Below are 14,677 nucleotides of genomic sequence, written 5' to 3' on the forward strand. Positions count from 1 at the left end.
TATCTCCTACTCCTGACCTGGTTGAATCGATTTGATCAATTGTGGGAATTTATTGGGACGTACACGTCCATGAAGATCTTCGTCAATGACGACAACCGGAGCTTGACTGCATGCACCTACACACCGGCAGACTTCAAGGGTAATTTCTCCATCTTCGGTTGTCTGACCAGGTTCAACACCCAATATCTGTTTAGCCTTTTCAATGATTTGAGGAATTCCACCTACATAACAGGCTGTGCCAAGACAGAATTTAACAGTGTGTTTTCCTCTCGGACTAGTAGTGAAGAAAGAATAAAACGAAACAACACCGTGCACCTGGCTGACCGGAATACCCAATCGTTGGGCTACATAAACCTGCATGGGGCGTGAAATAAAGCCAATTTTGCTCTGAAGTTCATTCAGAACAACCATTGTCGCTCCATTCAAATGTTTGTTTCGGTCAATTACTTCGTCAATAATTTTCTTTAATTCTGGTTTTGCTAGGGGGTCATTAGATGAAATACTGAATTTTATTTCTGCCATAACCGGCTCCAATGAATTTAAGAGTTTCCTCTAAGATACCTTTTCTATACCAATACTCTCCAAATTATGTACTTCAAGTGTACAGTCAGGCTAATCATCAGACATAGAACGAATGTCATCGAAAAGTTGGAAAGATGGTCATCAAAAATGTTTACAACCGGCGAAATAATTTTCACCGATTAGGTTGATTGATTTTACCTCAACCTGTGATTTCTGTCACAAATTTGGTTGATTTATAGCAAAATCTCTTCCATCCAAATTTGAAAACGCCAGCGACAATTCATGAATTGATGGTTTTTCCAAATGAAAATAATTAACCCCAAGAAATTCCGAAAGTCTATGTACATCACCACTCTGAATGAGTGTTTTTCCGGATAATTGTGGATATTCAAGTAGAGCTTTTTCTGCTGAGATGTGCCGGGAGATTTCCATTACCTGGTTGCATGATAACTCTTCGGGAATAAAACCCAGGGTGGGTAGAAGTCCAAATGCTTTTCGATTAACATGAGCGGGAATAAGCAATCCACCTAGATCAGAGACAAGGTCGCATGCCTGTTTTATTGAAAGAGAAGAAGATGCCAGAAGCATTGATTCTTCTCTGCGAATAAAATCACCTGTTGAATCAACCACAAATTGTTCGCCAAAATAATCGGGATTGTTTTGAAGACCAGGCATGGTTTTATCTACCTGAATTTGCATTGACCGAATCTGGTCAAGTGAATCGAACAGACATAGCAAATGGACTTCTTCATGAGACTGAAGCTCCATGCCGGGAAATATGTGAATGCCAGATCCTCTGGCTGCCTTAATAACCGCCTCTATATTGGCAGTGGCGTTATGATCTGTAATGGCAAGCAGATTGATACCAAGGTCCATTGCCTCCTGAATAATGAGTGGTGGAATCATTTCCACTTCGGCACATGGAGAAAGAACCGTATGAACGTGAAGTTCTGCGCGGAATAGATTTATTGGGCTCACGGATTACGAAGCCCCATCTCCCATAACTGCCCGATAACATTAAATGTGGATGCCGAAGTTGATAGAAGAGTCACACCTTCATCATTGGCTTTTTGGATTGTGTTTTCATCTGGCATGGCACCTTCGGTGATGATGATAGCTGTCAATTCCAGAAGAGCCGCCACGGCTACGATATTGCCATGGGCTTGCAAGGTAACCCAGATACCTTGCTTTGGAGCACCGGCCATCACGCAACTTAACAGGTCTGAACTATATCCAAATGTTGGTTGAATGGAGGAGAAATCCTTATTCTCAGTAAGTACTTTTAATTTAAGAGTATCAATGATTTGTTGAACATTCATGTTATCGTTTCTCCATTGAATTCGGATTAGATTCTCCCAGTGTATCTTTACTTTCCAGGTTTATTTTCATCCTTAACCGCGTTCCTTTACCCAAGACAGATTCTAATTTCATACTATCAACGCAACGGGCAATATTGGCAAGCCCCATACCAGCACCAAAACCCAATTCTCGTATTTCTTCACTGGCTGTTGAATAACCGGGTTTCATGGCTTGCTCAACATCTGCGATCCCAGGTCCATCATCTGTTACATCAATGGTGATTTGATGAGGTTCTATCTCCACTCGAATAATCCCCCCATTGTTAGTGTGAATGATAAGATTGATTTCTGCTTCATATATAGCAATAGAACAACGCCGGGCAATTTGCGGACTAGCGCCAAGGCGTAACAAGGCACGTTTGATATTGCTGGAAGCGGCACCACCATGAACAAAGTCATGCTGTTTGATTGTGTACCGCAGAATAAGGCTGGTTCGATCTGATTCGATATCTTCAAAAAGATGAGATGCGCGATAACGACGCATTTCTTCTTCCTGAGTTTTTGATTGAAGAACTTTCAATAAACCCCGGGTAATATCACCTTTGGTGATTATTCCTGAAAGTTTCCCTTCGGTATCAACGACAGGAAGTCTCCCTACACCGGTGGCGACAAACACTTTCAAAGCCTCGACAACAAGATCAACGTCTTTGACCGTATATGGATTGGGCGTCATATACTGGGTGGTGTAGGCATTCAGGTCACCTTCCATAAGGCAATGGAAGATATCTTCCATGCTGATTATGCCGATAAGGTGATCATTTTCTGTTACAGGCATGCCCGATATTCCCGTTTTCCGGAATATCTCGACGACATCCTTCATTTGCATTTCTGGTGAAGCAGCACGCACGTTGCGTGTCATTACCTCACTAATTCTTAATTCATACGCCAGTTCTTCTGACCGAGTGATACTCTCGGCCTGTTGGTCGGTCAACACTACAGTTGAACGATTCGAAGTAGCGTTCATTCTTTCCGGTTAGGAAAATTGTTCACACGAGCAATCTCCATCAGCCACAGAAGACTCAAAACTCTTTAGGCCATTCTGATACAAACGACCACATAATTCAAACATGCCATAGGGACTGGTTATCAGAGGAATTCTTTCATTATTAGCCAGATCAATGGTTTCCTGGGGTGGAAGTTTGCCGCGTACCAGAACAATTGCAGATACATCAGCCATCTGTGCCGTTCGCACAACCTGTGGATTGCACAAACCTGTAAGTAGTACTGCTTCAGGCTGAATGGAAGCAAGAACATCACTCATTAAATCGGCGCCGCACCCTCCTTTTATTTCTTTTGAAAGGTCGGCATCCGGATTGATCAATGTACCTTCAACAGTCTTAATCAGCTCTTCAGCATTCATGAAATTCTCTTTTTGAAAAACAATATTTCAGACAATTGTACACAAATTTCTTGATTGAATCCAGATAAAGTATGAATACAACTTTAACTGCTGGATAAATTTTTGATTAATATCCACAGCATACAAGATGGTTTAGAATAGAACCATACCACCAATTTGGAGATAACTATGAAAACTCTAATACAGCCAGTAAAGGGAACAAGAGATTTTTATCCGGAAGAGATGTCTATTCGAACATGGCTGTATCAACAAATAAAGAAAGTAAGCTCATCATTTGGATATGAAGAATATGAAGGTCCGATTTTAGAGCGGTTAGACCTTTATGCGGCTAAATCCGGCGAAGAATTAGTTAAAGAACAATCATTTGTATTTTCCGACAGGGGTGGAGATCAAATCACCCTGCGGCCAGAATTGACGCCAACTCTGGCCAGAATGATTGCCCAGAAACAAAATGAGCTGGCTTTTCCTGTACGCTGGTGGTCGTTTGGGCCGTTCTGGCGATATGAACGCCCTCAAAAGGGCAGAACCCGAGAGTTCTTCCAATGGAATATTGATATTCTCGGAGTTGATTCGCCTGAGGCAGATGCTGAATTGGTTGCGGTGGCGGCCAGTTTTTTCCAGAGTGTTGGATTAACTCCAAATGAAATTAAGATTTTCGTAAATAACCGCCGACTGATGGACGTAACACTGGCAGAAATGGGAATTGCTCCAGAAAACCGGAAGACTGTTTTCCATATTATTGATAGGCGTGATAAATTAAATCCCAATTCCTGGAAAGAATATGCTTTAGAATGTGGATTAACTCCAGATCAATTTGAGCAATTGTGCCATATTCTGGAAGATAAAGACCTTTGGAAGAAGTCCGATGAGTTGGTTCGTTTCTTTAATGTATTAAAAGCTATGAAGTTGGATGAATTCGTTGTTTTTGATCCACAGGTAATTCGCGGTCTGGAGTATTACACCGGAACTGTATTTGAAGGCCGTGATGCTGCCGGCGAAGGCCGGGCGGTTTTTGGAGGAGGTCGTTACGACAACCTCGTAGGGGATGTTGGTGGTGATCCTTTACCTGGTGTTGGGTTTGCCATGGGGGATGTAATGGTTACGCTGTTGCTTCAAAAATATGGAAAAATTCCTGCCAAGCAAGAACAACAAAAGATGGTGCTGGTGACAATCTTTGATTCCACTTTATTGCCTTCCTCATTTTCGCTTGCCAATAAATTGCGGTTGGAAGGGATTACGGTAGTAACATATCCTGAAGCCGTCAAATTACAAAAGCAATTGAAGTTTGCGGATAGAAAAGGTATCCGTTTTGCTGCTATACAAGGGCCGGATGAAGCTGCTGCTAATACGGTAACATTGAAAGATTTATTAAAGCGGGAACAACAAACAGTGCCGGTTGAGGAAGCCGGAAAAACTTTACAGTCAATGATGGCATGATTTGCTTGCCGATGGCGTGTGCGTGTGATAAAATAGCTCACGTTTATGGTGGCTGTAGCTCAACGGCAGAGCGCCACACTGTGGATGTGGATGTTGTGGGTTCGAAACCCATCAGCCACCCCACCATATACAGAAAAAACCCCTGTTTTGAACTGCACCCCAAAAGTTGGACACCACCAACGGAAAGGGGTGCAGTTTTTATGACCAAGTGCAACCAGGAAGAGAAATTATTGGCAATTATTGAAGTTGAAAATGGAGGAAGTATTTATCAAGTAGCAAAGCTACATCAAATAAGCAAATCAGAGCTTCAGATGTGGATAAGGAATTATCAACAAAATGGCGAAAATGGGCTAAAAACCCATGCATATGGGTGTACATCGAAACAGAAATATGAAGTCTTAAAATACATGCATGACAACCAAATATCTTTCAAAGAGACAGGTGTAGTATTAGGGATAAGACCTAGCACAATATGGCAATGGGAGAAAAGATACTTGGAAAATGGGATAGAGGGGCTAGAAGACAAGAAAAAAGGCAGAAAGCCAAGGGTTCAAAAACCCAAACCACCGATGACCAGGGAAGAAGAGCTATTGGATAGGATTCAATACCTGGAAGCAGAGAACGCTTACCTAAAAAAATTGAACGCCTTGGTTGGGGAGCGGGAAAAACGCGAAAAAGGGATCAGATAGCTGTTATCTCTGAACTAAGGCAAAAATATCCATTGAAGAAGCTCCTAAGAACAGCTAAACTCCCCAGGAGCTGCTATTACTATCACCTGAAGCATCAGAGAGAACCTGAAAAGCATAGTGGTGATCTGGAAGCAATAAAGCAGATCTGTAATGAGAATAAAGGCCGGTATGGCTACCGGCGGGTCACACTGGAACTTCGAAATAGAGGGCTTCAAATCAATCACAAAGTGGTGATGAGGCTTATGAAACAGGAACACCTAACCTGTCAGTTGAGACCGAAGAAATATCGCTCTTATCGTGGACAGTTGGGAAGGATTGCTCGAAACCATTTGAGGCGTGATTTCAAGGCAGAAAAGCCGGGTCACAGATGTCACAGAATTCAAATTATTTGGGCAGAAACTCTATCTATCCCCAATATTAGATTTCTTCAATGGCGAGATTATTTCTTATACCCTTTCCAAAAGTCCAAATTTCCATCAGATCACCGAAATGCTAAAACAGGCTTTTCAGAAGGTTCCTGATAACACCCAGTTGATCCTTCATTCTGATCAGGGGTGGCAATACCAGATGCGCCTATACCAGAAGATGCTCAAGGATAAAGGGATCAAACAGAGCATGTCCAGAAAGGGTAACTGTTATGACAATAGTGTCATGGAAAACTTCTTCGGGTTACTAAAGTCAGAGTTTTTTTACAACCAAAAGTTTGCTTCTGTGGATCAGTTCATTACTGAACTATCTGAATATATTGATTACTACAACAATCGTAGAATCAAGGTTAAACTAAAAGGACTGAGCCCTATTCAATTTCGAACTCAGTCCTTAACTACTACTTAATTATTGTCTAACTTTTCGGGTGCACTACATTTTCAGGGGTTTTTTTGATAATCAATTCCAGGGAGTGGCAATAAAGACCATATCACAAATTCCCTGAAGGCGTATAAATTATCATCATCCCTCTACGAAAATCCACAAATAATATACAATTTCTCTTAACGATTTCCCTCTTCTCACAAGTTATGCGAAAATGAGTCTATGATTTATCAAACCGGTGATCTCATATTTGCAAAATATCGCGTTGAAACATTAATTGGTAAAGGCACACTTGCCTATGTTTACCGGGTTAATAATTTGGCCTCAAAAACCAAGCGGGCTTTGAAAGTCTTGACGCTGGGTGATCCAGGCGTTGGAAGTGGGGAGTATGAATACTGGCGCCAATACTTCCTTCTTGAAAAACAGCTATATGACAAATTAAACGCTTCACAGGAAAATCCATATCTTTTACAGGTGGTTGATTTAGTCGAAAATAATAACGCTCTTCTTCTTGAAATGGAATTTGCTGTTGGTGGAAACCTGACTGACCAGATTCTTTTGTATAGAAGCAAAGGAATTCCGTTCCCAAAAGATAAAGCATTGCGAATTGCGTTGGAAATCGCATACAGTCTTGTTCCTTTACATAAGAACCACATTGTCCATAGAGATTTAAAACCAACTAATATCCTTTTCAACGATACTGATCATGTAAAAGTTTCCAGTCTTGGATATTCTCAAATCCCAACAGATTTGAGCCGACAACAAACTACCAAACAGAGTATCAGTATTCATCCTCCCATTTCTGATTATGGAAGCCCGGAACAACGTGAATCTATAAAAAGAATTAAACCCTCTTCCGATGTCTATTCGATCGGATTGCTCCTATTTGAAATGCTTACAGGAGAGAACTATTCACATATCAATAGTCCTGCCCGGGCAGAAGAATTGACAATAGGTATTCGTCAATCTTTGATTGATTTGTTAGCTCGAATGCTCTCGCAAAATCCTGATGAGCGACCAGGGGATGGGAGAGAGGCTGCTGCTGAGCTATTCAGAGAAATGGAACGGGAAGAACAGGTACAAAAAGCGCTCTTAGAAAAAAAACGTAAGGAATCAGAAGAATGGGAGAGAATGAAAAACGCAGAACTCGCCCGCCGGGAAGGCCAGGCAATCAACTCCAGCGTTTTTCATCCAAATGGCACTAATGACATTAAGACACGTCCGATAGAGAAAGAATTTGGGTTAAAAGATTCAGAAAAACATACATCTATCCGTACATTTGAGGATACTGAAATTACGGAAGAAACAAATAAACAAAATTCTGATGCCCGTGTTCATGAAATATCAAACGATAAAAACCCCCAGGGGATTGATGAAAAGACAAAAGGCCTGCGAAAAACACGTTGGTTCTATTGGCTGAGCATTCCTTCGTTTATCGCTGGGATTGCGATCATATTGATATTGGGACGCGGAAATTTAATCCATGGGTTGGAAATAAAACAGAATATTGGGGAGAAAACAGACCCGATACCATCCATTACAACAAAAGCCATCCCATCAAGCTCGCCTGATACTGGAATGATTTTAACCAGTGAATTACCAACACAATCAAGTCAACCAGAATTAATAATTGATAATTTAACCACTCAGACGAAAATTCCAAATAAAACGATGGATTCTTCCGGATCTGAGCATGTGTTGTCTGGAGTTATTCAGAATTCCAGTTTTGAAGATTCAACAGATTGGGTGAATAAGGTTGGCGAGTCGCATATTCTGGGAAGTTATTCAAAAACCTGGGCCAGTGAAGGATCATCAAGTTATCGAATCACGCTTTTTGGAGATAAAGTTTATGAATTCTGCTTCCTTCCAGGGATGCGGACTAGTGTAAACCAGACTATAGACCTCACAGCAGTTGATGAAATATGGTTTGATATGTTTTTCAAACCCGGAAAGAGCCAAAAAGATTCAAGTGGAAATCCAATTAGAACAAAAGTCATTGCCTTTATTGATAAAGATCAAATATATCAATCCGATGATGGAATATCCGGGGAAATGATTGACAACAAGATAATATTGAACCAAAAATACACCGGAAAGCATGAATTGAAATTCGGATTGATGGTAATGTCAAAATTCTGTGCAAAAGGGAATTCCGAAGAAGACAATTTGTCTGTCTATTTTGATAATATCCGGTTAATATCCAAATAAATTCAGTTCTCCCTGATTTCTCTTATTAAGAGATCAAACCCAATTCTAAGAATCTCTCAATATTCTTTTTATTCTTAATTACTTTTTGCCTTTGTTTTTCTAGAAATGAAAAATGAAAAGGCATATGGATTTCGTAGGTGCCTAAATTATTCTTGTTGAAATAAGATATTGCTTGACCTATTGAGGTAAGCAACATCGGATCTATACACGTGGTCATCAATTCAGATAGTAATTGAACATCTTTCCCCGGGAAGGCATTAAGATTCTGAATAACAATATGCCCAAAATCATAAAAACGATTAAAAAGTCTATCAAGCTTACAGAAATGAGATGTGGTTGAAAAAATACTCGCACGATTTTCTATTAAATCAGTGTGAACATCTTCAAGATCATCCATCAATTGCGTAAACGCACCAAAACCGAAGAGAGCCTCCTCCTGATCAAGTGTCAAATCACCGGCAATAAGGTAGCCATCGGTAAGGACTGAAGTTCCTCCTTTTTCGAAACTGATCCCAAGAATATCCTTTTCAAACGGGGAGATTTCTTTAGATACAAGAGATAGGCTGTTTACCTGGGCCTGGTAAATTGATAGTAGACTTTCATATACTTTTGGATATTGCATTCTGTCCCATTCACTTTCAATCATTCCAACCAGAGTACTTATTGTTTTCTCATTTGGATTGGAAGATTCAACCATTTCACCCTGGAGACGTTTAAGAAATTTCATATTAAAGGCATATTTGGTTGTACTCGAAATAGAAGGGTCATCGAGATAATTATCGGTATATGGATAAAGCATGGAATAGGCAAAAATAGATGGAGAAACCCGCACAGGTAAACCTAGAAGCATTTGGATTAGATTGGCTGTAATAACATTTCTTCCAGCTTGATATATATCTTCTATAGAAATGTCAGGATCAAATTTACGGGATAGTATAAAAAAAGTTTTAATGGAATCATAAATTCCGCATGAATCAATGAATGCAAATAAATGAGGAGGTATGTGAAAACTCTCCTGCAAGAATTCTGCTGCGACTTGACGAACCGCCTCTATTGTCTCTTGATACTCAGGTGCTTTTTTTTGAAAGTCAATTTGTCGAAATAACTGATCTACATACTTATCCGATTTATTTTCATATATAAATTGTTCAGTTCTAGTATATGAATTAATAAAAGAAGGTATATCTGAAGAACAATTCCACCAGATGTTTTGAAAATGGCTTTTTAAGGAAGGGATTCTCGATGTAACAGTATCGTATCGAGAAATGTTATCAGATTTCGCTATAAATTCAGAACGTGTTGCCAGTACCATTTTTTTGCCTTTTCCATGTTTTTAGTCATCAAGAATATATACGGAAAACAATGTTGCAAAGTGTCATGATGAATAATTAGTTAACCAAATGAATGAAGAGGAAGAATAGAAATGGAATATAAAAAAACAAATGTCTTTGTTAATTTTTGTCAATATCTATAACCTGAAAGTAACCTTTCATTTTTGTATATAAAAATCATGCTGAAAAATACGATAATCTATTCAGAGAAATGTAATAAAAAAGATCAATGGGGTTTTGCATGGATAACTGTCAAACGATAAATGTCAATCAACAAGAAAAATTACTAGAACAACTTGATGAACAAGAAACAAAAGATTATATTTGGAAATCACTCTACTCGCATTCGTATACACTTCTCTTTTCATGTGATACATGCGGATATGAATTTGATATAGATGGATGGTTTTACAAGTTTGACCCCATTTCATGCCCAAAATGCAAATCAACTTATGATGGATTATTCGGCAGAGTAATTCAAACGCATTCCAATGGAACCGAGAAAGTTTCAATTGAGACATTTGAAGGGCAGGAGATGCAAATTTCCTTGCCAAACAAGAATAAATACATCTCTTACAAGAAGGATCACATAATTCTTATACTAAACCAGATTCGCCCCAATACGTCGAATAGCCCATTTGGTGTGATCGATTTTACAGAACAAAAACCAAGAATCCTGTTTTTTGATCCACAGGTAGAGCAACGACAGAATAAGAATAAGGATAAAAATAAAGATGAGAAAAAAGGGAAGTCATTCCTTTCTTCTCTTTTATTTGGCATTATTTCAATTTTTTAGGTAATTATTGAAAAATTAATTTACTGGCATTTATTCTTGAAAAATTTTTTTGTTATTCACGGTTAGATTCGATAATTCTCTTTGCAAGGTAAATACGTCTTCTATGTTCTGAATCATATAACATAGAAACTACTTCCCATCCTTCTTTCCCGATTTCTAAAAGATATTGCCAGACAAATTTCTTTTCTGATTGGGTTTTTCCATTAATTCGATCGACTTGATAATATTCCGTTTCAAATTCAAGGTATTCCCATTCAGTCATCGGATATCCTCTCGGGTTGAATTAAAGACAATCGCCATTTTCATGGCGATTGTCTTACTATTGACCTACAGGGCGGAGACCTTTATAAACTTGAATTCCGCCGATGGTTCTCAGAATTGTTTCAGCCGGTTTACCAATTTGCTCTTCAAGTTCTCTGGGAGACATAGGAGTATTGCCATGAGAAATGAGTGTTCGAAAAACTGCATCCACCAGGGTTGTATGATTAGTAAGAAAATCAGTCTGTTTAGCACAATGGGTCATCAATGTATCCTGGAGACCGTCAACAGTCTGAACTTCTGCTGTGACTGGGTCAACCCAGTCAATTGTTGTGCTTTCTTCAATGTTCTCAAAAGCAGCCTGATGCTCAGGGCAGAGACAGGAATGAAGATATATTCTCCAATTCCCATCATGTAGTTTCCACCACTCAAAATCGATATGAAATGGAGTATCAGCCGTTGGTTTAACGAGGCTAAATTTCTTTGTCTCAATCATCTCAGACCTCTTCTTCAGTTTCTGCCAGGCGGAAATAGAGATCACCCATATGATTTGACCATTTACTATTTTGAAGGATAGAAAGAATAATTAGAGGGGGACACCGACGGATTAAATTTACGGCAGAATACAACTCTTGAACATGTACATGTCCTTGAGGATTTAATTTCGCCTGTTCTTTCATAACTTTTTTCAAAATTGATTCCAATGATTGGCGAGAATAATTTCCATTTTGCCATAATTTATCCAGAGCTTCAACATCTGGAATGGCAACCGCCATTCTTTCATCGAAACTTCCACTGACCAATTGTTTGAGCATCGCAAAAACGATACCACCGTCAGCTCCAATTAGAGCTGTACGGACCCATTCACGTGATGGTTTCTTTTTACCGGCAGATATTAGTACTTCCCCAGGTTTTTGACCTCGTGAAATGGTTACATAATTTCCTGGAATTAATTCCATTGATTCGTACCAATTTCTCAATCCAAAAACATATTTATTTGTGCGCACAACCCAACCAGAGATATCTTCATTTGTTTCAGTATCGATAAATTTGAACTGGACTCTTGGAGCTTCATAGGCAGAAGGGAAGAGTCTGCGTATAGCTTTTGTCATTGGAAGAGTACCAGCCCGCCAATGTGGATAGATCAGACTAATTGTTACCTGGTCGGGTTTGTCTACTTTACCAGAATCTGGTTCAAGTTCATCAATAACATTCTTTATCAACTGATCTACCAGATCACTTTCCATTGTTTCAAGTTTCTCAGTTGGTTGAGTATATCGAAGCGTAATAGGGGATTCGCGAACTCCTTCAGGTTCCAGACGGTGCAAAAACCAGAGCGTTTCTCCAGCAGGACCAACTTCATCAAAACGCTCATCTTCCTCAAGCGCCAGATTAAGTGAAAATTCAGTAAGCTTGGAATTTACGTCGGTCGGCAGGTCAATCTGTTCCATAAGATTGCGGGTGGCAAGCGGTCCACCACCGTTCATATCGAGTACAGCTTCAACAAGATTCAGATGACCGACATTAATATCGACCAACAAAGCCCTGGGAAACCATCTTCCGGCAATACGAACAAGATCATCTACGGCTTCAAGATGTTCTGTCACTTTCTCCGTGATGGCTTCGCCAAATTTCTCAAAGACCAAATTTGCATTAAAAGCCGGATCGTTTTCATCTACTTTCAAGGGTTGATTCAAGATGTGATCAGATAGACCGGCGGCAAACAGATGATTGGTATTATCAATATTCACTGAAAGAACTTCAAAAGGTGGGAGATTAGGGTTATTAGAAGGCCGAATATCTGTGACGACACCTTTTTTCCATCCCAGCGCAGGAAATATCAAAATATCAGATTTGTTATACCTTTCGCCTGGTTGATAACGAAGTCCATCTGAAGGTTTCTGGTTTATTAATGCGAAAATTTCTTTCTCGATACGGTGAGAAATCAAAGCTTTGGTAAGCTCTTCTGCCGTTTGAGGTAATTCAATTTCTAAAAGATGGTTATATAGAAACTCGAGATCCTGATTAGTGAACTTAAAATCACTCCAGTAATCTTGCTGCAAGGTAAGAGTAGATGATGCCATCAGATAATCTTTTTCTCCCGTAAAGAGAATTAGCAAGCATTTAATTATACCGTAGCTTGTAATGTGTTATGGATAGGCTCTTTCCAACCATTGAACCGGATTTACCTTTTGGCCGTTGACCCAAATTTCCCAGTGAAGATGTGGTCCAGTAACGCGGCCTGTGGCGCCGATAATGCCAATCAATTGTCCTGGTTCAACATGATCACCAACTTTAACTCTTATCTCCGCTTGATGACCGTAACCGGTATAAATTCCATGTCCATGATCAATGAATGTGGCATTACCCATTGCTGTCAACGGCCCGGTGAAAACAACAGTTCCGGCTGCCGGTGCATAGATATTCAAATTCGCACAAACACCATAGTCAAGACCACCGTGATATCCAACAAATTGCCCCCCATTATATGAACGCCTAACGCCAAAAATTGATTTTGTACAAATTGGTTCATCAACAGGGTCTCGAAAGAGACCATTCCAAAGTTGTTGAGGGGATACGGGGGAAATAACCTTCTTGATTGTATCGTCTTCGGGTTTTGTATATGCCGGATCAATGGTCTCAGGATCGACTGTGAGAGGAGGATCTTCGGGATAATATCCTGATTGAACATAAACCATCTGCGAAAATTGAAATGATAAAGAATCAGGACGTGTCACTGTCAATTCAAAATTAGTAAGACCTGTATCCATCATCGCATTTATACCTTGCAGAGCCACATATTTCCCTTCTTGGACGGGGAAAAAGTGCAATGGATTACCGGCTAGTTTCCCAGAGAATTGCAAGTTTGTTTCTCCTGTGGCAGTTATCTCCACAGTTCGACCCTGAATTATGGGAAGGGCATCAAATTGCAAACTCGATAAAAATGGAAGAGTGTAGGAAGGTTGTTTGGGATCTGCCGAATCTTGTGAATAAAAAATAGGTTGAGATGGAATCGCCTGCCATGTCTGGTCAAGGTTATTTTGAAGAGCGATAACCCATGGATTCTTTTTTAACTGGCCTGCGGAATCAAGAAGGGAATCACCCTGTTTTAAACTCAGAACATTTTTTAATCCTGTCTGCTCAGACACTGGCAAAATGAGACTCGCGCCGGCATAAACTTCATAAGGACTGGTAACTTTGTTTAACTTTGCCAGCATGGCGATCGGGAATTGATGCTGAATACTTAAGCTGGATAGATTCGCACCAAGTGGAACATCTTCAGCAGTTAAATTTCCAGTAACACCTTCTAGTCCAGGAATAATTATTTGTTGGCCGGCCGATAATACATTTGGGTTTTCAATCTTGTTGACATTTATGATGTCGTCTACAGAAACACCAAATTTTGTCGCAATTACTCCCAATGTGTCTCCCGGCTGAATCGTATAGGTAGGGCCTGATGGTTGGTCTTGCGCGTAAACTGGTTGATAGCAAAAAATAGAGAAGATTAGAGTAAATAAAACAATTTTATTAAATTTAATCATATTGAAAGTCCAATTTATCTCCACAATTATATTCGTCAAAACGATCTATGTGAGTCTCTAGAATATATTTTGCATTTTGTTTTGGTGCTGCCAGAGTCTTCCATTTACAGGCAATAACTTTATCAACAATTATCCCTGAATTATCTGCCCAAAAGATGGAAAGGTCATAATTCATAAACCACATATGTATGGCAGAATTGATTCGATCTTCTGACGAATTAATAAAAAAGAGACCTCCATCAATTGGAATACTCGATGTAAACATTAATCCCTGTAACCGGGAGAAAAAATCATCGCAGATTCCCAGATGTAAAGGATGAGCAGATTGATTTGATATATTCGTAATTTTAATCAAACGCATTCTTT

At 39.6% G+C, this 14,677-nt stretch carries 15 protein-coding genes, 1 tRNA gene and 2 pseudogenes; 7 read left to right on the top strand and 11 right to left on the bottom strand.

Annotated features, from left to right (window positions below; translation table 11 throughout):
• Positions 1 to 6 precede the first annotated feature (6 nt).
• From LTAR_RS15810 to LTAR_RS15830, 5 genes are all read right to left on the bottom strand, one after another.
• Entirely contained in the window at positions 7 to 522 is a 516-nt protein-coding gene (locus LTAR_RS15810; RefSeq protein ID WP_062423282.1) for an NADH-quinone oxidoreductase subunit NuoE family protein, read from the bottom strand.
• A 216-nt stretch (positions 523 to 738) separates the two neighbouring features.
• Positions 739 to 1,500: a PHP domain-containing protein gene (locus tag LTAR_RS15815; protein ID WP_062423283.1), complete on the bottom strand. Its 762-nt coding sequence runs from the start codon at positions 1,498 to 1,500 to the stop codon at positions 739 to 741.
• Positions 1,497 to 1,841 carry a DRTGG domain-containing protein gene (locus LTAR_RS15820; RefSeq protein ID WP_062423284.1) on the bottom strand — a complete coding sequence of 115 codons (345 nt, stop codon included), beginning with the start codon at positions 1,839 to 1,841 and terminating at the stop codon, positions 1,497 to 1,499. The genes LTAR_RS15815 and LTAR_RS15820 overlap by 4 nt, the downstream gene beginning before the upstream one ends.
• A gap of 1 nt (position 1,842) precedes the next feature.
• Complete coding sequence (locus tag LTAR_RS15825) at positions 1,843 to 2,844, bottom strand: CBS domain-containing protein (protein ID WP_062423285.1); 1,002 nt, start codon at positions 2,842 to 2,844, stop codon at positions 1,843 to 1,845.
• A 9-nt stretch (positions 2,845 to 2,853) separates the two neighbouring features.
• Positions 2,854 to 3,240: a DRTGG domain-containing protein gene (locus LTAR_RS15830; protein ID WP_062423286.1), complete on the bottom strand. Its 387-nt coding sequence runs from the start codon at positions 3,238 to 3,240 to the stop codon at positions 2,854 to 2,856.
• Positions 3,241 to 3,408: 168 nt separating this feature from the next.
• Between LTAR_RS15830 and hisS the strand changes: the two genes are divergently transcribed.
• The 6 genes and pseudogenes from hisS (at position 3,409) to LTAR_RS15855 (ending at position 8,384) form a co-directional block, all read left to right on the top strand.
• Positions 3,409 to 4,677 (top strand): histidine--tRNA ligase, encoded by a 1,269-nt coding sequence (gene hisS, locus LTAR_RS15835; protein ID WP_062423287.1) that lies wholly within the window; start codon positions 3,409 to 3,411, stop codon positions 4,675 to 4,677.
• 48 nt (positions 4,678 to 4,725) lie between these two features.
• Positions 4,726 to 4,800 (top strand) — tRNA-His (locus tag LTAR_RS15840).
• Complete coding sequence (locus LTAR_RS15845; protein ID WP_139044604.1) at positions 4,773 to 5,366, top strand: helix-turn-helix domain-containing protein; 594 nt, start codon at positions 4,773 to 4,775, stop codon at positions 5,364 to 5,366. The genes LTAR_RS15840 and LTAR_RS15845 overlap by 28 nt, the downstream gene beginning before the upstream one ends.
• Positions 5,367 to 5,398: 32 nt before the next feature.
• A pseudogene (locus LTAR_RS17680) lies at positions 5,399 to 5,590 on the top strand (IS3 family transposase); the annotation flags it as partial.
• A gap of 48 nt (positions 5,591 to 5,638) precedes the next feature.
• Positions 5,639 to 6,200: pseudogene (locus tag LTAR_RS17685) on the top strand (IS3 family transposase); the annotation flags it as partial.
• A 198-nt stretch (positions 6,201 to 6,398) separates the two neighbouring features.
• Positions 6,399 to 8,384: a serine/threonine-protein kinase gene (locus tag LTAR_RS15855; protein ID WP_062423289.1), complete on the top strand. Its 1,986-nt coding sequence runs from the start codon at positions 6,399 to 6,401 to the stop codon at positions 8,382 to 8,384.
• 25 nt (positions 8,385 to 8,409) lie between these two features.
• On the opposite strand, the gene LTAR_RS15860 is transcribed toward LTAR_RS15855, so the two are convergent.
• Positions 8,410 to 9,696: a hypothetical protein gene (locus tag LTAR_RS15860; protein ID WP_062423290.1), complete on the bottom strand. Its 1,287-nt coding sequence runs from the start codon at positions 9,694 to 9,696 to the stop codon at positions 8,410 to 8,412.
• 260 nt (positions 9,697 to 9,956) lie between these two features.
• Between LTAR_RS15860 and LTAR_RS15865 the strand changes: the two genes are divergently transcribed.
• A complete protein-coding gene (locus tag LTAR_RS15865; protein WP_062423291.1) occupies positions 9,957 to 10,511 on the top strand; it encodes a hypothetical protein in 555 nt (184 codons plus the stop codon).
• A 52-nt stretch (positions 10,512 to 10,563) separates the two neighbouring features.
• Here LTAR_RS15865 and LTAR_RS15870 read toward each other — a convergent pair whose 3' ends face one another.
• From LTAR_RS15870 to LTAR_RS15890, 5 genes are all read right to left on the bottom strand, one after another.
• Entirely contained in the window at positions 10,564 to 10,773 is a 210-nt protein-coding gene (locus tag LTAR_RS15870; protein WP_062423292.1) for a hypothetical protein, read from the bottom strand.
• A gap of 57 nt (positions 10,774 to 10,830) precedes the next feature.
• Entirely contained in the window at positions 10,831 to 11,265 is a 435-nt protein-coding gene (locus LTAR_RS15875) for a hypothetical protein (RefSeq protein WP_062423293.1), read from the bottom strand.
• Position 11,266: 1 nt separating this feature from the next.
• On the bottom strand, positions 11,267 to 12,853 hold the full coding sequence (locus LTAR_RS15880; protein ID WP_062423294.1) for a hypothetical protein: 1,587 nt from the start codon (positions 12,851 to 12,853) through the stop codon (positions 11,267 to 11,269).
• Positions 12,854 to 12,919: 66 nt separating this feature from the next.
• The gene (locus LTAR_RS15885; protein WP_062423295.1) at positions 12,920 to 14,311 is read right to left on the bottom strand and encodes a LysM peptidoglycan-binding domain-containing M23 family metallopeptidase; all 1,392 of its coding nucleotides are present in this window, start codon (positions 14,309 to 14,311) and stop codon (positions 12,920 to 12,922) included.
• On the bottom strand, positions 14,304 to 14,672 hold the full coding sequence (locus LTAR_RS15890; protein WP_062423296.1) for a DUF192 domain-containing protein: 369 nt from the start codon (positions 14,670 to 14,672) through the stop codon (positions 14,304 to 14,306). Before LTAR_RS15890 ends, LTAR_RS15885 begins: the two co-directional genes overlap by 8 nt.
• Between the last annotated feature and the right edge of the window lie 5 nt (positions 14,673 to 14,677).

This window comes from Leptolinea tardivitalis (genome assembly GCF_001050275.1).
Lineage (GTDB): Bacteria > Chloroflexota > Anaerolineae > Anaerolineales > Anaerolineaceae > Leptolinea > Leptolinea tardivitalis.

Bases quoted from the DNA above. Each gene is read 5' to 3' on its own strand.
- LTAR_RS15810 (WP_062423282.1), bottom strand. From the start codon at position 522: ATGGCAGAAATAAAATTCAGTATTTCATCTAATGACCCCCTAGCAAAA.
- LTAR_RS15820 (WP_062423284.1), bottom strand. From the start codon at position 1,841: ATGAATGTTCAACAAATCATTGATACTCTTAAATTAAAAGTACTTACT.
- LTAR_RS15825 (WP_062423285.1), bottom strand. From the start codon at position 2,844: ATGAACGCTACTTCGAATCGTTCAACTGTAGTGTTGACCGACCAACAG.
- LTAR_RS15830 (WP_062423286.1), bottom strand. From the start codon at position 3,240: ATGAATGCTGAAGAGCTGATTAAGACTGTTGAAGGTACATTGATCAAT.
- hisS (WP_062423287.1), top strand. From the start codon at position 3,409: ATGAAAACTCTAATACAGCCAGTAAAGGGAACAAGAGATTTTTATCCG.
- LTAR_RS15855 (WP_062423289.1), top strand. From the start codon at position 6,399: ATGATTTATCAAACCGGTGATCTCATATTTGCAAAATATCGCGTTGAA.
- LTAR_RS15860 (WP_062423290.1), bottom strand. From the start codon at position 9,696: ATGGTACTGGCAACACGTTCTGAATTTATAGCGAAATCTGATAACATT.
- LTAR_RS15865 (WP_062423291.1), top strand. From the start codon at position 9,957: ATGGATAACTGTCAAACGATAAATGTCAATCAACAAGAAAAATTACTA.
- LTAR_RS15870 (WP_062423292.1), bottom strand. From the start codon at position 10,773: ATGACTGAATGGGAATACCTTGAATTTGAAACGGAATATTATCAAGTC.
- LTAR_RS15875 (WP_062423293.1), bottom strand. From the start codon at position 11,265: ATGATTGAGACAAAGAAATTTAGCCTCGTTAAACCAACGGCTGATACT.
- LTAR_RS15880 (WP_062423294.1), bottom strand. From the start codon at position 12,853: ATGGCATCATCTACTCTTACCTTGCAGCAAGATTACTGGAGTGATTTT.
- LTAR_RS15885 (WP_062423295.1), bottom strand. From the start codon at position 14,311: ATGATTAAATTTAATAAAATTGTTTTATTTACTCTAATCTTCTCTATT.
- LTAR_RS15890 (WP_062423296.1), bottom strand. From the start codon at position 14,672: ATGCGTTTGATTAAAATTACGAATATATCAAATCAATCTGCTCATCCT.